Origin of the sequence: Arcobacter aquimarinus, assembly GCF_013177635.1 — a bacterium.
Classification (GTDB): Bacteria; Campylobacterota; Campylobacteria; order Campylobacterales; family Arcobacteraceae; genus Aliarcobacter; species Aliarcobacter aquimarinus.
The window spans coordinates 88,282-111,180 of record NZ_CP030944.1 but is presented as its reverse complement, the minus strand read 5'-3'; the positions used below and the strand labels follow the sequence as shown (position 1 = coordinate 111,180).

Below are 22,899 nucleotides of genomic sequence, written 5' to 3'. Positions count from 1 at the left end.
TCTTAATTTCCTTTAAACATATTTGATGCAAAAACTTTATTTGCTGTTCCATCAAAAGTTCTAATACCTAAATCATCAAGTGCTAACTCAACTGCATTAACTGCCCAAGATGCTTCATAATCTTCAACTAATCCCATGTGATTAATTCTAAAAATTTTACCAGCTAAATGGTCTTGACCACCTGCAATATTAACATTATATTTATTTTTTAATATTTTTCTAATTGCACTTGATTGCTCAGTATAAGCTGTTGTCATAGCGTTTGCAGGAGTTTTTGGATAAATTTCAAAACCAATAGCTTTTAACGCTTCTCTTGTAGCATTTGCTCTTAATGCTGTTTTTGTATATAAACTTTCAAATCCATCAGCTTTTAATTTTTCTAAAATTGCACCTAATCCAATAATAAGTGTAGTTGCTGCTGTCCATGCTGTTGTATTTGTTCTTTGTTTTTTAATCTCTGTTGCAAGATTAAAATAGTAACCTCTTGGTTTTAACTCAATTTTTGCAACTGCTTCATTTGAAAAACCAATCATCGCAAGACCTGGAGGTAACATTAAAGCTTTTTGACTTCCAGTAACCACAGCATCCAAATTTGTAGCATCAATTTTCTCAACACCAACAGCTGTAATTCCATCAGCAATAATCATGATATCTTTATTGATTTTTTTAACCTCAGCAGCAATTTGCTCAACTGGTTGTCTTAATCCACCAGCACTTTCACAAATTTGAATAAAAATAGCATCAATTGAAGAATCATTCTTAATAGCTTCAACTACTGCTTCAACAGATACTGGAGTATTCCATTCATTTTTGATTTCAGTATAATCTATACCAAAAGCTGAACAAATTTTTCCGAATCTCTCACCAAATTTTCCTGAATTAATTGTAAGTGCTTTTTTATGTGTTAAATTTGTAACACAAGCCTCCATTGCACCTGTTCCACTTGAAGCTAACATTACAACTTCAGGCATTCCGTATAATTCTAATAATAATTCTCTAGTATTTTTAAAAATAGTTTCAAACTCTTCAGTTCTATGATGTATAGTAACATCTGACATTGCTTTTCTAACAAATTCTGGTACAGGAGTTGGACCTGGTGTTAATAGCATTTCATTATCCTTATATTTTCATTCTTTTATAGCAAAACGAAACATTTTATCTAAAAAATCATTATGAAAAGGTTAAGTATTCCCTATTAATATAAAAGCTCTTGACATTACTACTAATTAGTAATATAATTTCGACAAGGAGTATGTAAATGAATAATAAACCGTTAAAATCTTATGGAAAAAGAACAGATAAAGCTATGAAAACTGTTGTTAAATTAGAAAGAACAAATTTAAAATTAAATCACTTAACCGTTAATTATTTATCAAAACATGACCTTACATTTAATCAGTTTAAAGTATTAGAAGTTTTATATCACAAAGGTAATTTAAATATAGGTTCTATCACAAAACTTACTATGGGAACACCTGGAAATACTACTGTTGTTATTAAAAATTTATTAAGAGATAACTGGATTACTTCTATAAAAGATCCAAATGATAATAGAGCTTCTATTTTATCAATTACAGAAAAAGGAACTCAAATAATAGAACAAGTTTTTCCAAATCATGCGAAAAATTTAAAAATAGCTTTAGAGGTTTTAAGTGATGAAGAGCTAAATACTTTATATGATTTATTAGACAAAATTTACAAAGCAAACTAACAAACAAAAGGAAAAAAATGAAATTAATTAAATTAGGACTAGCTTCACTTGTTGTTTCAAGTGCATTATTTGCAGGAAATTATAATATTGATAATTCACATACAAATGTAGGTTTTACAGTTAAACACATGATGATTACAAATGTATCTGGTAACTTCAATGAATTTACTGGAAATTTTGAATATGATGAAAAAACAAATACATTAAAATCTTTAAATGGTGAAATAGCAGTTTCTTCAATAAATACAGCAAATGAAAAAAGAGATGCTCACTTAAAAGCTGATGATATTTTTGATGCTGAAAAATTCCCAAAAATTACTTTTAAATCAACAAAAATTGAAAATGATGCAATTTATGGTGATTTTACTATGAAAGGTGTAACAAAAAATATTAAGTTAGATTTAGATAATGGTGGGATTATGGGAGATAAAGCTGGTTTTGCTTTAAGTGGAAAAATCAAAAGAAGTGATTTTGGAATTACATGGAATAAAGTTTTAGAAACAGGTGGAGTTGCTGTTTCTGATGAAGTAAAACTTGTAATTGATGTTCAAGGTAAATTGGCAAAATAATTTAAATGAATCCAACACTATTTATTTCACATGGTGCACCAAATACAATTTTGGTAGACTCGAAAACTAAAATTAATTTTAAAAATATTACAAAAGAGTTTAAGAAACCAAAATATATAGTTGTTATATCTGCTCATTGGCATACTAAAGGATTAAAAATCATTAATCCTTTAGCCAAAGATTTAATGTATGATTTTTATAGTTTTGAAGAAGAACTTTATAAAATAAAATATCCAATAAAAAGTGATATTAACATTACAAATCATTTACTTGAAATTCTAAAAGAGTTTAATCCAAGCATTGATAAAAATCGAACAAGTTTTGATCATGGAGTTTGGACTCCACTTTATATGATGTTTAAAGAAATTAATATTCCAGTAATTCAAATTTCACTTCCTTTTGATTATTCAGCAAAAGAACTTTTAAAAATAGGTGAAAAACTAAGAAATATAAGAGATGATTCTTTAATAATTGCTAGTGGTTCTATCACTCACAATTTACGAAATGTCTCTTATAATCCATTTGAAGAAGCAGATAATTTAGTAATAAAATTTAATGAAAAAATAAAAACCATACTCAAAAATGGTGATATTTCACAAATCTTAGAGTTTGAGAAAATTGAAAACTTTTATCAAATGCATCCAAGTTATGAACATTTTTTACCACTTTTTGTAGCATTAGGTGCAAGTTTTGATTATGTAGGAATCGGATTTAATAATGAAATTTTAAATCGTGCTATTTCTATGGAAAGTTATATATTCAAAGGATAAATTATGTTAAAAAAATTACTAAAAGAAAATATGGGAACATCAAATCTTGGTTGGTTAGAGAGCCGTTTTCATTTTAGTTTTGCTGAATATAGAAATCCAAATAATATAAACTTTGGTGTTTTGCGAGTTTTAAATGATGATATAGTGCATCCTATGTCAGGATTTGATACTCATCCACATGCAAATATGGAAATAATCTCTTATGTTGTAAATGGAGAGATAACTCACAAAGATTCTATGGGAAATAGTGAAACTTTAAAAAGAGGTGAAGTTCAATATCTTAGTGCTGGAGATGGTATTTATCATAGTGAACACAATCTTCATAAAAGTAAAGATTTAAGACTTTTACAAATTTGGATTTTCCCTCCAAAAGCTGAACTTCCAAGACTTTATGGCTCAAAAAAATTTGAAGAGAATGAAAGAAAAAACAGATTATTGAATATTGTTTCTTCACAAAATGGAAATGCTGATATAAAAATCTATCAAGATGTAAATATTTATGTTAGCGAATCAGATAAAGATTTAGAGTTTGAAATAAAAGAGAATAGACAAATTTATTTCGTACAAATTGAGGGAAGTTCAAAAATAAATGATGAAATTTTAGCAAATGGTGATGCGATGGAAATAGTTGATGAAAAAAAACTAATGATAAAACCCATCTCAAATAGTCATATTTTGTTTATAGAAATGCCAAAGAAATAAGTATATAAATAAAATTAAACTATACTTGCATCAATAAAATTAGTATAGGTTAGATTATGAGTATAAAAGTGCTTTTAAATGGTGCAGGAAGAGTTGGAAAAGCTGTTTTAAAACAACTTCTTGAACATAAGAAATTTGAAATAACAATAATAAATGACATAAATCCATATATTGAAAATTTAGTTTATTCTATAAATTATGATTCAACTTATGGAAAACTTGCTGATAAATTTAAAATTATTGAAAACAATTTTATAAAAAACTCAACATCAAAAATCAAAATTACAAATGTTGATTCTTTAAATAAAATTGATTTAAAAGATATTGATATTATTATTGATTCAAGTGGAAAAAAAGAAGATATAAATCTGTTAAAACAACTCCCTGTAAATGCTGTTTTTTTAACTCACCCAAATAAAGATGCAGATATAAATGTGATTTTAGGAGCAAATGAGAAAGAACTCAATCCAACAAGCCATAAAATCATCTCTACAAGCTCTTGTAATGCAACTGCTCTACTTCCAGCTTTAAAATTAGTTGATGAAAAAAGAGAGATTTTATGTGGGGATATTGTGACTATTCACCCTCTTTTAAATCATCAAAGAGTTTTAGATGGAAGTTTTGTTGGAAGCCCAACTAGAGAAGTTGATTGTAACTTTGAATTTGGAAGGTCTTCTACTCAAAATATAATTCCAAATAAAACAACAACTATAACTGCTTGCTCTTATGTTTTAGAAAAATTCAATAAAGAGTTGATTAGCTCAAACTCTCTTAGAGTTCCAACGGATACAGTTGGAGCTATAAATGTGACTTTATTTACAAAACAAACTTCAACAAAAGAAGAAATAACAAAACTTTTTTTAGATTTTGAAAAAAATCAGAAATTTCCTATTGTTTTAAATAACTTTGAACCTTTAGTTTCAAGTGACTTTAAAAAAGAGAGATTTACAACAATAATTGACCATAGATATTTAGAAGTAAAAAATAATATGATTAAACTTCTACTTTGGTACGATAACGAATGGGGATATGCTTCAAAAGTTGTTGAGATTTTAAAATATTACGAAAAAATAAAAAAAGGCAAGTAAAAAAATACTTGCCTTTGTAAAAAATGGAATTTATCTAAAATATTAGATAAATTCTACACCTTTTGCACCTTCTGCAATATGTCCAATAACATATCCATCAGTATTTGCTAAAATTGCATCAACATTTGAAGGATTTACAACTAAAACCATTCCTACACCCATATTAAATGTTCTATACATTTCTTCAAGTTCTACATGTTTACCCATAAATTCAAAGATTGGTAAAACTTTGATTTTACTTCTATCAACAACAGCTTTAAAATTATCTGGTAAAACTCTTGGTAAGTTTTCAGTAATTCCACCACCAGTGATATGTGCTAAAGCATTGATTTTATCTTTATTAGCTTTGAACTCTTTTACATAAATTCTAGTTGGTTCTAATAGAACATCTTTTAGTGGTTTACCTTGGAAATCATCTTCTAAAGACATTCCTAACTTTTCTAATAAAAGTTTTCTAACCAGTGAGAAACCATTTGAGTGAACTCCAGAACTTGGTAATGCAATTAAAGTATCTCCAACTGCAATTTTATCAATTCTATTTAATTCATCTTTTTCAGCAATTCCAACACAAAAACCAGCTAAATCGAAATCACCCTCTTTATACATTCCTGGCATTTCAGCAGTTTCACCACCAACTAATGCACACTCACTTCTAATACAACCCTCAGCAATTCCTTTTACAACTTGTGTTGCTTCATTTACATCAAGTTTTGCTGTTGCATAATAATCTAAGAAAAATAATGGCTCTCCAAAGTTACATAATAAATCATTTGAACACATAGCAACTAAATCAATTCCTACTGTATCAAATTTTTTTGCATCAATTGCAAGTTTTAATTTCGTTCCAACACCATCTGTTCCAGATAAAATTACAGGCTTTTTATAACCACTTGGTAATTCAAAAGCACCTGCAAATGAACCAATACCTCCAAGAACTCCTGGAATTGTTGTTGCTTTAACATAAGGTTTGATATTTTCTACAAACTGATTTCCTGCATCAATATCAACTCCTGCATCTTTGTAACTAACTGTTGCCATTATTCACCTTTTTCTTCTAGTTTCTAAATCTTTGCGATTACTTTAAAAATTTTTTGGTATTATAGCAAATTGTTTATAAATATTAAGGACTATATATAATGAAAGATAATAACGCATTTAATGAAATGATGGTACATTTACCATTATGTACACACAAAGAGGCTTCAAATGTTCTAATTATTGGGACATCAAATGAAGATATGAAAGCACAAGCTGCTAAACATAATAAAACTTCAAATATTGAATTTGGTGATTTATCACTTTTAACATCTAAAAATGAAAAAAACATTGATGTAATAATTTTTACAGATGTAAAACTTGATGAACTACTACTTGCAAATATTGAAAGAATTTTAAATGATGATGGATTAATTGCATTTGCTTCAAGTTCATTTTCAAGCAATAAAGAACAATTATTTGCTGATTTAACACTTGTTGGTTCAAAATTCTGGATTGCTATGCCATTTAAATTTGGACATAATACTTCTGTAATTGCTTCAAAAAGATACCATCCAACAGCTGATTTAAATCTTCAAAGAGCTGATTTATTAGATGGTTTAGATTACTATTCTGCTGAAATACACAATGCATCTTTTGTATTTCCTGCTGCTGAACACAGAGCATTAACAGGTATTGCTAAAAGATAATCTTTTTCTCTTAAATATAAATAAATCATTCTTGTAGTAAAATATTAACTATGAGTAATGATTTATTTAAAAATGCAATCGCTTTAACAGGCGGAATTTCAACAGGCAAAAGCACTGTTTGTAACCTTTTCAAACTACACGGTTTTCTAACAATTGATGCTGATTTAATAGCTCATCGACTACTTGATGAGAATTCAAATAAAATTGCCACAATGTTTGGTGAGCAATATGTACAAAATGGAAAAGTTCTAAGAAAAGAACTTGGTAAAATAATATTTTCAAATGAAGAAAATAAACTAAAACTAGAAGCCTTACTTCATCCTTTAATCAAAGAAGAGATAATAAAAGAATCAAAAATATTTGAAGAACAAAATAAACCATATTTTGTAGATATTCCTCTATTTTTTGAAAAAATGCACTACCCTATTTCTAAATCTTTAGTTATTTACACCCCAAAAGAGTTACAAATACAAAGACTTATGAAAAGAGACAATATAGATGAAGAGGAAGCAAAATTGAAAATCTCTAATCAAATGGATATTGAAGAGAAAAAAAAACTTGCTGATATGGTAATTGATAATTCAAAAGATTTAAAACATTTACAAAATGAAGTAGAAAGAATCATCGGAGAGATTATATGACATATACAAAATATAGTGCAAGTGGAAATGATTTTGTAATTTTCCACTCTTTTATTGAAAAAGATTATTCAAGTGATGCACTAAAACTATGTAATAGAACTGAAGGAATTGGTGCAGATGGATTAGTTGTTTTAGTTCCATCTAATGAAGCTGATTTTAAATGGCTTTTTTATAATAGTGATGGAAGTTATGCTGCAATGTGTGGAAATGCAACAAGAGCTGTTTCTCACTATGCGTTAAACAATGACTTGGTAAATTCAAATGAAATGAAATTTCTAACAGGTGCTGGAATTATAAAATCATCTGTTGAAAAAGATATAGTAGAAACCCAACTAACAGTACCAAAAATTATAAAAGAAGAGTTTAAACAAGATGGTTTCAATTGGTATTTAGTTGATACAGGCGTTCCTCATCTTGTAACGATAGTGGAAGATTTAGACCTTTACAATCATGAATTAAGTTCTAAAATGAGATATGAGCACAATGCAAATGTAAATTTTGCAAAAATTGAAAATGGAATCATAAAAGTAAGAACTTATGAAAGAGGTGTTGAAAGTGAAACACTTGCTTGTGGAACAGGAATGGCAGCATGCTTTTTAAGAGCACATAATTTAGGCTTAGTAAAAGATAGTGTTTTTGTTTATCCAAAGAGTGGTGAAGAGTTAACTCTCTCTTTAAGAAATGGTACTATTTATTTTAAAGGTGCTGTTAAAAAAGTTTTTACTACAACTATTTAATATATGCTTTTATTTAAATTTTTAATAAAGAATTCAAAAAAACTATTTTTAAGTTTTTGTTTCGTAACTTCAATTCAAACTCAAATATCTGCAAAAGGTTTCCCAAAAGAGTATTATGAAATTGAAGATACAAACAAAGCAAAAGAGTATTTTTTTGAATATATGTATAAAATGGTTTCTTATGAAAATAGACTAATAAAAAAAGAACGTCTATTTGTAAAAGATGTTTTAACTTCAAATATTCTAAATATAGATTTTGATTCCCCTACTTTTCACAAACTTCTAGACATTAAACAAAAATATAAAATAAAAAATATTTATACCCTACAAGAATATGAAAAAAAGGTAGATATTATTCCACCTTCTTTAGCTCTTGCTCAAGCTGCACTTGAAAGTGGTTGGGGGAAGAGTAGATTTGTAAGTGATGCAAATAATATCTTTGGGCATTGGACTTATGACCCTGCTTTTGGAATAATCCCTAAAAAAAGAGATTTTGGGGCAAAACATTTTATTAGAGTTTTCAAAAGTTTGCAAGAGTCAGTTAGTGCTTATATGTTAAACCTAAATAGAAATCTTGCTTATAAAGCCTTTCAAGAAACAAGATTTCAACAAAGAATTAAAAATGAAAATCCAGATGGATTTAAACTTTCACAAACGATGTTAAACTATTCTGGAATTGCCCATGAATATTTAAATTTATTAAAAGATATAATTACAATAAATAATCTACAAAACTATGATAAAAGATTTTATCAATCAAATTATTAAAAGGACAAATATGAAATTTCCCGCACCTCTAAAATCAGACTCTATTAAAATAATGCTTCTTGGAAGTGGAGAACTTGGAAAAGAAGTTATTATTGAAGCTCAAAGATTAGGAATAGAAACAATTGCAGTTGATAGTTATAACAACGCTCCAGCTCAACTTGTAGCAAATAAATCATACACAATAAATATGAAAAATGAAAATGAAATTTTAGATGTTATTAGAAGAGAAAAACCTACTTATATCTTACCTGAAGTTGAAGCAATTAATATAAAAGCACTTTTTACGGCTGAAAAAGAAGGATTTCATGTAATTCCAAATGCAGATGCTGTTAATAAAACAATGAATAGAAAAAATATTAGAGAGTTTGCAGCTGTTGAATTAAAACTTCCAACAAGTAAATATAAGTTTGTTACAACTTTTGAAGCTTTAAAAGAAGCTGCTGGTGTTATCGGATTTCCTTGTGTTATTAAACCTGTAATGAGTTCTTCAGGTCATGGACAAAGTGTTGCAAGAAGTGAAGCTGATTTAGAAAAATCTTGGGAAATGGCAAAAGAAGCTAGAGGTGATGCTAGTGAATTAATCGTTGAAGAGTTTATCACTTTTGATTATGAAATTACTATGTTAACTGTTAGAAATGGTAAAGATACAGTATTTTGTGAACCAATTGGGCATATCCAAAAAGATGGAGATTATATCTTCTCTTGGCAACCAATGAATATGAGTGAAATTGCAGTTAAAAAATCACAAGATATTGCAAAATCAATCACTGATGGACTTGGAGGACGTGGGATTTTTGGTGTTGAACTTTTTGTAAAAGGTGATGATGTATATTTCTCTGAAGTAAGCCCAAGACCTCATGATACAGGAATGGTTACTATGATTACTCAAAGTGCTAGCGAATTTGCACTTCATGTAAGAGCAGTTTTAGGTTTACCAGTTGATTTTATTACTTATGGAGCAGGTGCAAGTGCTGCTTATAAAGCAAGTGGTGATAGTTTTAATCCACAAATTAATATTTTTGATTCTTCATTTACAAAAGATTCTATTATTAGAGTATTTGGAAAACCACAAAGCCATGTAGGAAGAAGAATGGCTGTTGCTTTAACTTTTGACAAAGATAGCAGTGACAAAGCTTTACAAAAAGCAAAAGAGATTATTGGAAACTTCAAAGATAACTAAAGGATAACTTCCTTTAGTTTTAAGCTTTTAATTTTACACTTAAAGTATATAACATACCTTCATTATCTAATGTTTGAATATCAAATTTTGCATTTATAACAGTAGCTAAGTTTTTTGCTTCTAGAATATATCTATTGTCAATATCTGCACTATACAAACTTTGTATATTTCTTGACTCAAATCCATTATTTTTCACACTTATTTGGAGAGTGTTTTTAACTATAGATACATTTACATCAACTTGTTTTTGTATTTTTCCTTTTTTCAACTCTTTTTTTACTAAATCCATATATGATTGTTCCATCAAAGAAGAGATTATATTTTCTAGATAAGCCTTATTTATATACATAGTTTTAGACAAAATATCACAATTATATTCAACAAAAATTTTATATCTAATACTTGCATAATGATAATTATCAGCTCTTCGTTTATGTAATTCTAAAAGTGAAGTTAAGCTATTTAAATTAGTAACTTTTTCATTTTGTGGTTCTAAAGTTTTTATCTCTTTAGAAAATTTTAATAACTCTTCAAATTGTAAACCATAAGAGTCAATAGTTTCAAAGATAATTGTGCTATTAATTAAATCTTCAACTCCTAATCTATTTAGGTATTTATCAAAAATTGAAGTATTAAACATATCTACAAAATATTTTAAATTAAAAATTTTATTCTTTAGACTTAATAGTTCATTTACATCATTTAAACATCTTACTCTTATTTCACCTTTTATACCATGTGTTTCTAAATCTAAAAATAAAAGCTCTAAAAAGTTTCTATCATCAAAAATCAAATCGGTAAGTTCTATTTTGTCAAAAAGATTATATTTTGATAATATCATCTTTATCTCTTCAGAGATATAACCTTTAATTTCATCTAAACATAATCCAATTTCCAAAATAGAAGCTTGTATTTCTTCATGATTTTCATTGAATATTTGTCTATTTAATCTAGTTTTACCACCATTTTCACTAGAAAAAATCTCTTCAATATTAAAAAATTTATTATATTTGTTTATTAATATCTCTGTTTCATTAATAATTTTATTTATATCATTCGAAATAGATGATTTATAATCTTTTTGATTTTCCAATTTTTATCCTATTTACACTCATTATTTGGAGAAGTCACATTTCCATCAACTATTTGAACCCAATTATTTTCTTTTGAAACAACCATTACATCTCCAGAAATTTTTTTATAAATAGTATCTATTTGAACCCAATCTTTTTCTTTTTTATTTATTGTAAATTGGTCATTTATTTTTAAGACTCTTAAAATTCTACCTTCTAAATCAGGTTTATTTCTTACATTTAATTTTTCTTTTCTAACTGTGTATAAACAATTTGAAATATCTGTTTTTACTTTTTCTACTTTTACCTCTTTTTCAGATACTTGATTAAAAACATCTTTTACTTTATTTTGAGAACTAGGTATTATTTTTGATTCTTCTTTTTTTGATTCTGTTTTCTCATTTACTTTTTCTATCTTTTTTAAATCACTAACAGAAATTCCATAATTACTTAAATATATTGTATATCCATACTCTTCATCAAGTTTTTTATAAAGTTCTATACTTTTTGTTCTAGTATTAATATCTATTATCTTATGCCCTAAAATATTATCACCTTCAATATATCTTCCCTCTATATTTGCACTTAATTCTGTTTTAACTCCACTATTATTTGATGTAGTTGTTTCATCTATTAATTCCAAAACAGCATAATCTTTTCCATTAAAAGAGTACATACTTTTGATTTTTAAATCTTTTAATTTTTTTGTTCTTGTAAAATCAGTTGTAAGTCTTGCCATTTCATTTTGGTGAGTAAAAACATTTTTTTCATAATCTTCTTGCGATAACGTTGCTTCTTGAGGTACAATCACTTGTGGTTGATTTGGGTTTGATGGATTCTCCATTTTTTTATTTTTTATAGCATTTACTTGTTCTTCTAAATAATCTTTTTCAAGTCCAGTTATTGCATTGAAAAAATCTTTGGATTGTCTATCTAAAACATCTAATTTATCCATATTTTTCATCTCTTGAGATACTTGCTCTTGAGCATAAAGATTAAATGTTGTAAAAATTCCCAATAAAATCAAACTTATTTTTTTCATCTCTTCCCTTTTTTAAATTCTATTTAAATATAAATTCATAGTTAAATCCACCAATATATGTAGGATATTTCATAAAGAATGCACCTGTTTTTCCATCACTATTCGTTGTTGCCCATTCATCTGATGTCATATTTGTAAGATACCCATTATATCCACCTTCTGCTATTAAGAAATCTTTTTCTAAATCATATAAATTTGTATTAAAAACTGGTATCATAAATGTATTTCCCATAAAATCACTATAAGAATTACCATTTCTGTAAAATGACTGAATTCCCCAACAATACATCTGATTATTTATATCTATTCCACACATTCCATTATCATCATCAATTACTTTTATTTTTTTCCATTTTATCTGTCTTATTGCATTTCTAAATATTGTAATATCTTCAGTAGTAAGAGAAGAAGAAAGATAATCTCCTTTCAATTCATTTTTGCTATTTACCCAAACTATTCCTGAACTTGGGATGTATCTTTTACTTAGTCCTTGTTCATTTACTTTTCTTGAAAAATCTACAGATAATATTTCAGCATCATTTTCTGCTACATACTCAGAATATGATTCTATAGCATCATCTATTGAAGTAACTTGAATTTTTTTTGTTTTGGGATGAGATATTTTAAAATATTTTCCATCTTCACTTTTTGCTACAAAAGCATCTAACCCACCTTGAATTGACTCAAATTTCAAAGTTGTAGTCATAGTAGAATTTGAAGTTTCAACTTTTATAGGTGTACATAAATTAAAATTTGTGCTTTGCCAATTATTACTACAATCGTATGTTTCAAAAGAAGTTGAAGAATTATCCTTATAATATTCTCTTCCCCAAATATAAATATCTCCTGTAGTTGATAATCCTCCAATTTTTCTATGTCCAATAGTTAAAAGGTATGTTATATCAGAAAACTTTATGTTAGATACATTTCTAGGTTCATTTGAACATTCTTGATAAGAGGAAGTACATCTTCCCCATCTATCATATCTTGTACAAATTGTTTCACATATTTCTGAATTAAAAGATAAATTACCATTTCCCGAGAAAGCACTTCCATCATATCCCCAAGAATATATGAAATTATCATCTCCTAAAATATGCCAAATTTGATTATTTGCAAAAACTTTTTTTGCTTTATTTGTTTTACCATCAAAAAAAGTACTTCTATAAAGCATCTCACCTTTTCTATTTGTATCCACATGTGTAAAATTATTTCCAAAAGAATAATTTAATCCAGTTGTTCCCCCACAATACAACTCACCTTTTGTAGAAACTCCACAAGTTCCATAGAAAACTGCACTAAAAAAATCTACAAATTTAGGTCTATTTGGTGAAGAAAAATAATTTTGATCATAATATTTTGTAAAATCTTTTTCATCTGTTGAGTCATCATCATACATTTTTGCTTTTGCCCTAACAAGACCTGTAACAACAGGGTAACGATAAGAATCTGTGCTTCCTGAATATCCTAAATCAATTCCAGTTATTTTATTAGCATTATTTCCCCAAGTATATATATCTCCATTTACAATCATCCCACCTGCTCTTCTTGTAAACTGAATAACTGTTTTTCCTATATCTCTTGTTTGTTGATTTACTTTTATAACACTACCTGAACCAATATTTACATGTTCTTCTGCAACTTCATTTTTTTCGTATAATATAGTCATTCCTGCAAATTCTATATTTCTTACTAAATCTTTATACTCTTCAGTTACAATTCCATTATCATCAAACAAAGTAACACTTTCATCAAGAACTAACTCTTTATCAAAAGAGTATTTATAATCTCCAGAAGCATCATACCAATGTAAAACTCCATTTTCATCTAAATAATAACTATCTTTAGGAGTTTTTGAAGAATTATCTGGAGCAGTTATTGTGATTTTTGAGCTGTTTTCATATATAAATTTTTCTTTTGTACTTAAAATTATTTCAACGTTACTATTGTTTATACTTAAAGGTGCTTTTGTATAAATTCTATATTTATTTGAATAATAATAATCATATAAATTTGATTTTAATTTAGGATCTGTTGATTCAAAACCTCTAATTTTATGTATATCATCTTTTTTATCAGTAATTGTTGAGTTATTATCAAGAATAATAGTAATTTGCTTAGCAAAAGGATTTATTATGTCAAATCCTTTTGGTAAATAATTTGCTGTTTTTAAATCATTTAGAGTTGTAGGATTTACCCCTTTTTCTAAAATATATTTTTTATATGCAAGAGCTATTTCTTCTTCTTTTTGAACAAGTTTTTTTATCTTTGTTAAAGTAATTGAATCTACATAATTATCTGCAAAAATAGATATTGAAAAAAATAGTACATAAAAAAATAAAATTTTTTTCATTGTATTTGCCTTGGTTTTGCTATGTAATTCACAAAATATAGGTTTTCATCATTTTCACTTTTTTTAATTTCACCCAAATAAGATAAAATACCCTCTACAGCTTTTAAACCTTTTTCACTTTGATAATCTGCTCTTGCAACAATAATATATCTATCAACACACATTTTTCTTGCATCGATATAATTTAACTGAAAATCAATAAAAGACATTCTTTGAAATATATCTTTTATCTTAACCTCTAATTCTTCTTTTTGAATATATACCTTTTCAAGATTTTCTATCTTTTTTTTAACCTCATTAACCCTATTTTTCAAGATATCGGTCTGTTCTTTTTGAATCTGAATATCTCTTACTAAGTTCTCTTTTTGTTTTACTGATTGAAAATAACTAATAGCTTTAAATAAAATAAACAACATAGTATAAATAGCTAATCCTATTAAAACTAATTTAGTTATTTTAGAAACTAATTTTGGATGAATACTTATCATCTAAAATCCTCATTTATTGAAATACAATCTGTTAATTCTTTATATTTTTTTTCATTTGTATTTAAAATAATTTGTTGTCGTTTTGCTAATTGCTTTTCGATTTCTATCTCTTTTGTTAAATTTTCAAGAGGTTCTGTGTAAAATATTTTATTTGTAAAAGTTTCTAATCCCATAAAAACAAACCATAAACTAACTGTTGTCAAGGAAGTAATATAAAATAATTTTGTAAAATGAGATTTTGAAGTATCTAAAGATTTTAAAGGTTTTACTAACTCTTCAATTTCTCCTAAAGATTTTGCAACAACTTCTTGTTTTTCATTTTTTGTATTTTGTTTTAAAATATTTTCTATAGCATGTTTAAATTTTGAGTTAATTACATAATAAATACTATCAATACTTCCACCACTTGAAAGCATTGCTATATGTTTTGTAATTAAAATTGATTTAATCATATCATCTGTGATGAAATTTTGATTTATTTTTGCTGAATAGACTGTTTTATGATTAAATAAAATTACATATTCACCATCTGCAATATGAATCAAAAATTGATTTTTCTTTAGATATTTTCTCGATAGTAAATTTAAAGAATAAATATCATCATTTGTATATTTTGATAAATAAACACTATATTTTTTGAAAGAATGATAAGTAAACATATTTTGAGAAATGTCAAATTCATCTCGTATATAGAAAAATTCGCTATCTTCTTTAGTAGCAAAATCAGTTATTACTAATCGTACCATACTTCTTCCCCTCTAATAATAGCTGTTGCATCCTCTTTTGTTATAAATCCTGCATGATATTGAGCCATCGCTGCTTTTTCAACCGTCATATATTCAGCTGGATTTTCAAAATCTCCTCCATGTCCTAATTTAAATCTAACTACCTCAGCAATTGGTACCCTATCTTTAAATCCTGTGTGATTACACTCATCACAACCAATTTTTTTAAATCCACTTTCACCATCTGGTTCTTTACAATATGTACAAAGTTTTCTAACTAATCTTTGAGATACTATTCCTCTTAAGTTATCAATAATATCCCCTTCATTAATTCCAAGTGAACTTGTCATCCTTGAAACTGTTGCAGGAGCAGAGTTTGTATGCATAGTTGAGAATACTAACTGACCTAAGTTAGAAGCATTAACAAGTTGTGATGCTGTTTGAGGCTCTCTTGTTTCCCCAATTAGAATGATATTTGAATCTTGTCTTAAAATATCAACAACTGCTTCAGGATAACCATATTTAAACTCTTCACTTGCACTTGCAAACTCTGATAAATCAATTTGGAAGAAAGATTCATCCACATACTCAACTGGATCTTCAATAGTAATAACATATTGTTGTTGTTTTGCAAGTTGTTGTAATAAGGCATACATTAAATGTGTTTTACCACTTCCAACTTGCCCTGTAATTAATATCATCCCATTTGCATATTTTGTTAAATTAGATAAAATTCTAATTGTCTCTTCTGGATAATTAAGTCCTGATAAATTATGTGAAACAACTCCTCTTCCACCAATCATCCTCATTACTAATGAAAAATTTAACTTTGAGTTTATAAGTCCAAGCCTAAACTTGATATTTTTTTTACCATATTCATAATTTATAACCCCATTAATTGACTCATAATCAGAATCTTCTTGGTCAGCCATAGTTACAAGTCTTCTTTTTAAAGTTTTTGCAATAGTAATAGGCATTGTTCCCATATCAACTTTGATACCATCAATTCTAAACCAAAGGGATGCATATCTACTTGTTTTTTGAATATGTATATCAGACGCTCCAAGCAAAATTGCTTGTCCCATCATTTTGTCAAAATATTTATTTATCTCTTCATCATTTTCAGTATCACTATTTGAACTAAAAATAATCTCCCTATCTTCTCCAAAAACAGATGATAAAACTCCTTCCCCTAAAACTACTATTTTTGTAAAATAGAACTTACTTAATATTTCAAAATCAAGATTTACAACATCTCTAATACCTAAAACTTTATTTTTACTCTTTTTATCTTCTAAAGTGATAATATACATAGTTGTACAAAATTCAAGTTTTTTTTCATCTAATTGAAAAGAAGTATCCTGATAATATTTTGATAAATCACTATAAGTTGCATAATATTCATATCCTAGACTTCTTACAAACTCTGCATATTTTGCTTCATTCGCAATCAAATCTCCATAACCACCTTTTAATTGAAATTTATCTTTAATCATATCTTCAATTATATGAGATAAATGAGTATCAGTATCTTCAGTTTTTCCTATAAATTCAAGAAAAGAATGTTTTTGTTTTTCTATAATTTTTTTAAAATCTATTTTTTCAGATTTTTCTTTTTTATGTAATTTTTTATCTTTATTTAAAAAGCTAATTTTCGGTACATTTTTTAGAGTTGAAACTATTTTTTTTATCATTTTTTCTTCTACTGATATAAAGTTTTAAAAGTAAATGTACTAATTACCAGATTTATAACATCTGAACCAATAATAACAGTAACCAACATGGCAATCATCCAAAACATAAATCTCCACTGCAAAACCATATAATTTATATTTTTTTCATACATAGTATCGCAAGTTTGATATAAAGCTTTTGTAACTTCTGAAAAACTTGTTTTACTAAGTTCTGAAAGTTTTATATCAGCTGTTATAATAGGTGGAAAGTTATATCTTTCAAACATAATAAAAAGTTTTTTATTCTTATTTATCATATCTGCTAAATCTTTAAAAAATGGTCTAAATCCTACTTTAAAATAATCTTTTGATAAAATTAAAGAAGTCTTATGAAATGAAATTCCAGCACTTAACATTCCATTTAAAATTCTAAACATAAATCTACCATCTGAATAAGCTTGTGTTTTAAAAACCTTATAAAGCCATGCAGGTTTATATTTTTCAGTGTAGATATATCCAAATAAAATAAATAAAGTTACAAATATAGAAACACCTAAACCAATATACGCAATATCATAGGTAAAATATTTAGGTATTCCTAAAAATTGTTCAACATCAGGATTTAGTTTTCTTAATTGAACTAACTCTTTTTGAAGCATATCCAAATATAAAATCAAACCATAAAATGTTCCTACAATAATAATCATGGGAACAAATATAGGATTTAGCATTTTCATAAGTAAATTTGAATTTGCTTTTTTGAAAGATAATACAAGTTTCAATCCATCTATTGTGTTTGTACTATTTACAACTAAACTAAACTGAAAACTATTTAAAAATTTATGCTTATGTAAGATTGCTTCTAGCTTATGTTTCCCTATTTCCATATCCTTAATCGCAGCCATCAATCTTTTTTTAAAATTTGTTTCTCTTGTGATTTGTTCACTATAAAGTAACAATGCTCTTCTTGTATTTGAACCATTTTCTAGTTTTGTTACAAGATAATCAAGTAAAAACTGTTCGTATGGGTCAGAAAACATACTCATTGTTAAAAGCCTTTAATATTTCTAAGAGTTACAACATAAACTATCTCTCTTCTTACATAAGATTTAGAGTCACTTCCACCAACTGCAAAACCTTCAAGAGGTAAAATTCCTTGATAATTTTTTGCATCATCATGAACTATAATTGAACCCACAATTGAAGTCTCTCCTAAAGCCACTTCTTTAGAAATATTATAACTTTGGTCTTTATACTGAGGTAATTTAATCATTGTTCCATCAATACTAACATTTTCAAATTCAATAAGTTTTTTTATTGTTGGAGTTATATTTAAAAATATTTTATCTCTTGATACTTTTGCCATTGCTGTTATTGAAGTACCTTCTTTTAAGGTATTAACTGTAACATCAGAAGTTCTAAGTCCTGTTTCTGAATCAATTGTTGTTTCTATTTTCTCAACATAATCAGTGTTATCAGTAATTGATTGAACTGTTGGGATATTATTTTTTAATATAATCATATTTTTACTATAATTTAAAACTCTTCCTATTTCATTATTTGCAGTTGCTACAACTTGTAAAAGTCTAGTAGCATTATCACTTGTAAAAGTTAGAGCTCCTTCTGTAGCTATTTCTCTAATAACTCCATTTCCTATATTTTGCTGTCTATTATCACTGATACTTCCTATTCCATAAGCTCTATTTTTATTTAATATAAGTTCTATTCTTTCAAATTCTATTACAGCTTCTTTCGAAAAAGTTGATTCATATGCTTTTGCAATTGTTCTTGCTGCACTCTCAATTGATTTTGTAGATTTTAAAAATATCAAACCACTTGCTTTATCTATATGATAAGTTGAGATTTTATCTGTTGAGATAATATTTTTTAACATCTTGTCTAATTCATCATATAAAACTATTTGAGAATTATTTTCTACTTTACTTTCACCTGTTGTCTCTTGATTTGATGTTTGACTTGATGATTTTATATCTAATAAAGGAATATTTAACTCTATTACTAAGTCTTTATACCTTGTAATATTGATTACCTCTTTATCATAATCAACATCAACAAATACATCTTTTGTATGAGATAATGAATTTAATGCATCTTTTAAATTTTTAGAACTAATGCTTACAATGCTATTTTGAAAATCATTTCTATTTTCTATGAAACTTCCTATATTTACTTCATATCCTGATTGAGCTGTTATTAGTTTGATAAGCTCTTCTACAGAAATTTGACCCTCTAATTGGAATGGTATATGTTCTATTGATTGTTTTTTTGTTTCACTTGTAGTTAAAAGTTTTACAAGATAAATTGAACCATTCTTTTTAATAAATAACTCTTTATCTAAAACTGCATTTAGATACTCATTTAATTCTGTTATATTATGGATTTTGATTCTACTTTTTGGTACTAAAATATCACTACTTTTTAGATAATAAAAATTTCCATCTATTATTTCCATCTCTTTTAAAATATCACTTAAAGATTTATCTTCTAATATAGAGATAAACTCTTTTGATTTAAAATTTTCATCAACTAATGAACTAGAATACGATTCATTTAAATCTTTATACTCTTCTTTATTTAAGGAATCTTTAGCTTTTTGCATCATCTCATCATGATAACTCTTTGAACTACAACCACTAAGTAATAGAAAAAGTCCACTTAAAAACAATATATTCTTATAATTTCGCAACATACAATTCCTTATTTAAAATAAAATGGATAATCAAAACCACCAATATAAGTGGGATATTTTAAAAATAGATTTCCTGAATCATTAAAGTTATCAAAAGCCATTTGACTTGTCTTATCACTTTTGGGAGATATAAATAACTTATTAATAGTAGATATTTTACCAACATCATATAAAGATGTACTTAAAATAGGTATACTACGTCCTACATTCCCCCAGCAATACATTTGAGACAAGCTTCCAATTCCAGTCATTGCACAAACAAAAGTTTTACTTGTCTCTTTTACCTTTACACGCACATTATCAATTGCCCAAGATTCATCATCAATTGTTTGTCCATAAGAATAACTTGTCCAACCATACTCTCCCGAAGTCAAATTTCTCACTCTAAATACAACTTTTAAGTTTCCACTACTATCTAATTTACCTTTTAGCTTATAGATATATTTTTCATCATCAAATCTTGAATATGCTAAATTATATAAACTTGAATTCTGATCATTACATACTCTTTTATCATCTTTATAATGTTTTCCTAAACTTAACGTATAAATTCCAGTATCGTTAGTTTCAGTAAACTGGTCATGACAATCATGAATAAAACCATCTTCTGATATTAATTGGTCATTTAATAAAACTTGAAACCTTTCCATATCCCAAGTATCAATCTCATAAAAATCAAACTCTAACTCAACTTCATCATTTGCATACTGGCTACCAAAACTAAAAGTTTTTTCTAAAGCTTGATATCCCAGTTGAACACCATAATATTTAGAATTACGAATTTGCCCAGCTATTATTTTTGTTGGGTTAACTCTTTCTGTAATTCTTGAATTTACTGTATCTGCTGAACTCTCTGTTGCAGTTAAAATAGAAGGTGTTTCTGTTTTTTTAAGATTTTTAAACTGAGTATCACTATATGTTTTTAACTCCCAAGTACTAACTCCATTTTCAAAATCATCAAATTTTTCAGTTTTGACAGTATCTAACTGGTAAATAGATACATTTGCAAAATTTGCATAATCTTTTCCATTAAATCTATTTGTAATAGCATTTAATTCATTTAATCCTGTTTCAAATATAGCATTATCTGTATTATTGCAATTTGAACCTGTTGTAGTTTTACAACTTAAATATCTACTACTTCCTTCTAAAACCATATTTTCATTTGCGTAAACATATAATTGAGTAATACCACTATCATAAATAGAAGCACTTATTGCTGTATTTGGTATCTGTGGAACAGATACTAAATCAATACTATTTTTTGTTCTATAAAAATTATTATCTACACCTTTTAAAAGAAAATCTTTACTATTTGTAAAAATACCATCTGGATTAAATTTTAATGAATTACTTACAATTGTAGGTTCATAATAAACTGTTCCATTTGGTCTTTCCCCCCAAATATAAAAATAGTTATTACTATCGATTGCTCCAAAAGTTGCAATATCTCTTAAAGCAAATATTTTTTTAAAAGAAACCCCATTACTTTTAACTTCTTGAGGTGTTGATTGAATAATAAATTTATCACTATCTCCAACTCCTAAAGCACCATTATAATTTCGTCCAATAGTATATATTTTCCCATCATCAGATAATACAGCTATCGTATCTTCTACCATTACTATTTGTGTTAAATAAATTTCATCCCTTGTAATAGTTAGTTCTTCTTTTAATGAATCCTTTTCTACAGGTCCTCCATCTTCTGATATTTTTATCAACTTAGGTGCATCATCTGTTTTATCACTTTTACCCCATCCAAAAAATTTATTTTTTCCAAGAATTGAAGTTTCACTAACTGAAGTAGGTACATTTTCGTAATATAATTGAGTTATTTGACCATTACAGTACAAATCTCCTCCAAATTTCTTTTGACCATTATCAAAATAGTTAAATATAGGAGAAATTCCACAAACATTTGTACTATTCATAGCCATTTTTTCAAATTTTACTCTATATGGATTGTTATACCATTTCATTTCATTTTGTTCTGTATCTTCTATTTGAACTTTCAACATCACAGGTGTATTTACATAATCAGGTTTTATAGTTTTATCTAGTTGTCCATAGTTCTCAATACCAGCTTTTTTATAACTATTATTCCCCCAACAAAAGATATCTCCATTTGCAAGCATACAACCACCATCACGTCTTAAAACTAAGTCTTTAGCATCAGGAATATATGATAAAATCCTATCTTCTATACTTATCTCATCATTTACTTGTCCCGTTGTTCTTCCTGTTCCCAAAGGAATCCAAGAGCCATTTCCTTCATAATAATACTCATACCAAGAAATACCATCTTTAACATAAGCTTTTTCACCAATTTCAACTTTTATATATTTTAAATCATCTAAATTATCCAAATAAATTGGTGATTCTTGATAGACTTCGATAGAAGATGTAGTTGTTTTACAATATTTATATATCAATTTTTCATTTTTTAATTCATAATAATAGTTTCCAACTTCACAAGTTTGAGTAGGTAAAAATATTTTATTTGTATTTCTATTTATAACTTTTACTATTTCATTTTGAATTGAGTTATATAAAACTAAAGAACCTTTTAGCAGTTCTGTTTTTGTATTATTTTTTGGAGGAATTGTATTTACTCTAAAAATCTTATTTATATAAAAGTTATATAAATAGTTATATTCAGATTTATGTTGATTTTCAGCTTCAAAAACCCCTTTTATAAAAGCACTATTATTTGAATCAAAAATAACTGATATATTTTGTTTTGTCATAGGATTGTATCTATTAAAATTCGTTCCTAGATAATCACTAGTCATAAGTTCATCCCAATCCAGTGTATTATCATCTTTTTTTGGAATTTTTGCATTTTGTAAAATATATTTATTTATTGAAAGAGATATAAACTCTTCTTTTTGAATTACACTTTTTATGTCATTCATCAGTGCAACATTTTGATTAGAAGAAAAAGCAAAATTCATAAAAATAAATAGTAAAACAAAAATTTTCAT

21 protein-coding genes are annotated in these 22,899 nt (G+C 26.8%); 10 read left to right on the top strand and 11 right to left on the bottom strand.

The genetic code is table 11. From position 1 onward, the window contains the following. Positions 1–2: 2 nt before the first annotated feature. Positions 3–1,109: a pyridoxal-phosphate-dependent aminotransferase family protein gene (locus AAQM_RS00550; protein WP_129095228.1), complete on the bottom strand. Its 1,107-nt coding sequence runs from the start codon at positions 1,107–1,109 to the stop codon at positions 3–5. Between the two features lie 149 nt (positions 1,110–1,258). On the opposite strand from AAQM_RS00550, the gene AAQM_RS00545 reads away from it, so the two are divergent. From AAQM_RS00545 to AAQM_RS00525, 5 genes are read left to right on the top strand one after another with little or no spacing between them, the layout of a single operon-like run. Then, on the top strand, positions 1,259–1,711 hold the full coding sequence (locus AAQM_RS00545; protein ID WP_129095229.1) for a MarR family winged helix-turn-helix transcriptional regulator: 453 nt from the start codon (positions 1,259–1,261) through the stop codon (positions 1,709–1,711). A 17-nt stretch (positions 1,712–1,728) separates the two neighbouring features. Then, a complete protein-coding gene (locus AAQM_RS00540; protein WP_129095230.1) occupies positions 1,729–2,280 on the top strand; it encodes a YceI family protein in 552 nt (183 codons plus the stop codon). A 5-nt stretch (positions 2,281–2,285) separates the two neighbouring features. After that, positions 2,286–3,050, top strand: a complete 765-nt coding sequence (locus AAQM_RS00535) for a DODA-type extradiol aromatic ring-opening family dioxygenase (RefSeq protein WP_129095231.1) — start codon at positions 2,286–2,288, stop codon at positions 3,048–3,050. Between the two features lie 3 nt (positions 3,051–3,053). Further along, complete coding sequence (locus AAQM_RS00530; RefSeq protein WP_129095232.1) at positions 3,054–3,752, top strand: pirin family protein; 699 nt, start codon at positions 3,054–3,056, stop codon at positions 3,750–3,752. A gap of 56 nt (positions 3,753–3,808) precedes the next feature. Next, positions 3,809–4,840: a glyceraldehyde 3-phosphate dehydrogenase NAD-binding domain-containing protein gene (locus AAQM_RS00525; RefSeq protein WP_129095233.1), complete on the top strand. Its 1,032-nt coding sequence runs from the start codon at positions 3,809–3,811 to the stop codon at positions 4,838–4,840. A 42-nt stretch (positions 4,841–4,882) separates the two neighbouring features. Here the strand turns inward: AAQM_RS00525 and purM are convergent, their stop codons facing one another. Continuing rightward, positions 4,883–5,878, bottom strand: coding sequence for a phosphoribosylformylglycinamidine cyclo-ligase (gene purM / locus AAQM_RS00520; RefSeq protein ID WP_129095234.1), 996 nt, complete (start codon positions 5,876–5,878; stop codon positions 4,883–4,885). Positions 5,879–5,976: 98 nt separating this feature from the next. Between purM and AAQM_RS00515 the strand changes: the two genes are divergently transcribed. The 5 genes from AAQM_RS00515 to purT are packed head-to-tail and all read left to right on the top strand — an operon-like array spanning position 5,977 to position 9,851. Continuing rightward, positions 5,977–6,525: a spermine/spermidine synthase domain-containing protein gene (locus AAQM_RS00515; RefSeq protein ID WP_128985969.1), complete on the top strand. Its 549-nt coding sequence runs from the start codon at positions 5,977–5,979 to the stop codon at positions 6,523–6,525. A 50-nt stretch (positions 6,526–6,575) separates the two neighbouring features. Next, entirely contained in the window at positions 6,576–7,166 is a 591-nt protein-coding gene (gene coaE, locus AAQM_RS00510) for a dephospho-CoA kinase (protein ID WP_129095235.1), read from the top strand. Next, the gene (gene dapF, locus AAQM_RS00505) at positions 7,163–7,903 is read left to right on the top strand and encodes a diaminopimelate epimerase (protein ID WP_129095236.1); all 741 of its coding nucleotides are present in this window, start codon (positions 7,163–7,165) and stop codon (positions 7,901–7,903) included. The genes coaE and dapF overlap by 4 nt, the downstream gene beginning before the upstream one ends. A 3-nt stretch (positions 7,904–7,906) precedes the next feature. Next, complete coding sequence (locus AAQM_RS00500) at positions 7,907–8,671, top strand: glucosaminidase domain-containing protein (RefSeq protein WP_129095237.1); 765 nt, start codon at positions 7,907–7,909, stop codon at positions 8,669–8,671. Between the two features lie 10 nt (positions 8,672–8,681). Beyond that, entirely contained in the window at positions 8,682–9,851 is a 1,170-nt protein-coding gene (gene purT, locus AAQM_RS00495; protein WP_129095238.1) for a formate-dependent phosphoribosylglycinamide formyltransferase, read from the top strand. A 19-nt stretch (positions 9,852–9,870) separates the two neighbouring features. Here the strand turns inward: purT and AAQM_RS00490 are convergent, their stop codons facing one another. Genes AAQM_RS00490 through AAQM_RS00450 form a run of 9 tightly spaced genes read right to left on the bottom strand, consistent with a single transcriptional unit; the run spans position 9,871 to position 22,899 of the window. Beyond that, on the bottom strand, positions 9,871–10,944 hold the full coding sequence (locus AAQM_RS00490; RefSeq protein WP_129095239.1) for a hypothetical protein: 1,074 nt from the start codon (positions 10,942–10,944) through the stop codon (positions 9,871–9,873). An 8-nt stretch (positions 10,945–10,952) separates the two neighbouring features. Then, positions 10,953–11,966 (bottom strand): SH3 domain-containing protein, encoded by a 1,014-nt coding sequence (locus AAQM_RS00485; RefSeq protein WP_129095240.1) that lies wholly within the window; start codon positions 11,964–11,966, stop codon positions 10,953–10,955. A 19-nt stretch (positions 11,967–11,985) separates the two neighbouring features. After that, complete coding sequence (locus tag AAQM_RS00480) at positions 11,986–14,319, bottom strand: hypothetical protein (protein WP_129095241.1); 2,334 nt, start codon at positions 14,317–14,319, stop codon at positions 11,986–11,988. Beyond that, complete coding sequence (locus tag AAQM_RS00475) at positions 14,316–14,807, bottom strand: hypothetical protein (RefSeq protein ID WP_129095242.1); 492 nt, start codon at positions 14,805–14,807, stop codon at positions 14,316–14,318. The genes AAQM_RS00480 and AAQM_RS00475 overlap by 4 nt, the downstream gene beginning before the upstream one ends. Beyond that, a complete protein-coding gene (locus AAQM_RS00470) occupies positions 14,804–15,553 on the bottom strand; it encodes a hypothetical protein (protein WP_129095243.1) in 750 nt (249 codons plus the stop codon). The genes AAQM_RS00475 and AAQM_RS00470 overlap by 4 nt, the downstream gene beginning before the upstream one ends. Then, on the bottom strand, positions 15,541–17,226 hold the full coding sequence (locus tag AAQM_RS00465; RefSeq protein WP_129095244.1) for a GspE/PulE family protein: 1,686 nt from the start codon (positions 17,224–17,226) through the stop codon (positions 15,541–15,543). The genes AAQM_RS00470 and AAQM_RS00465 overlap by 13 nt, the downstream gene beginning before the upstream one ends. Before the next feature lie 8 nt (positions 17,227–17,234). Beyond that, positions 17,235–18,251: a hypothetical protein gene (locus tag AAQM_RS00460; protein WP_129095245.1), complete on the bottom strand. Its 1,017-nt coding sequence runs from the start codon at positions 18,249–18,251 to the stop codon at positions 17,235–17,237. Positions 18,252–18,253: 2 nt separating this feature from the next. Further along, positions 18,254–19,915 carry a hypothetical protein gene (locus AAQM_RS00455; RefSeq protein ID WP_129095246.1) on the bottom strand — a complete coding sequence of 554 codons (1,662 nt, stop codon included), beginning with the start codon at positions 19,913–19,915 and terminating at the stop codon, positions 18,254–18,256. A gap of 8 nt (positions 19,916–19,923) precedes the next feature. After that, positions 19,924–22,899, bottom strand: coding sequence for an RCC1-like domain-containing protein (locus AAQM_RS00450; RefSeq protein ID WP_129095247.1), 2,976 nt, complete (start codon positions 22,897–22,899; stop codon positions 19,924–19,926).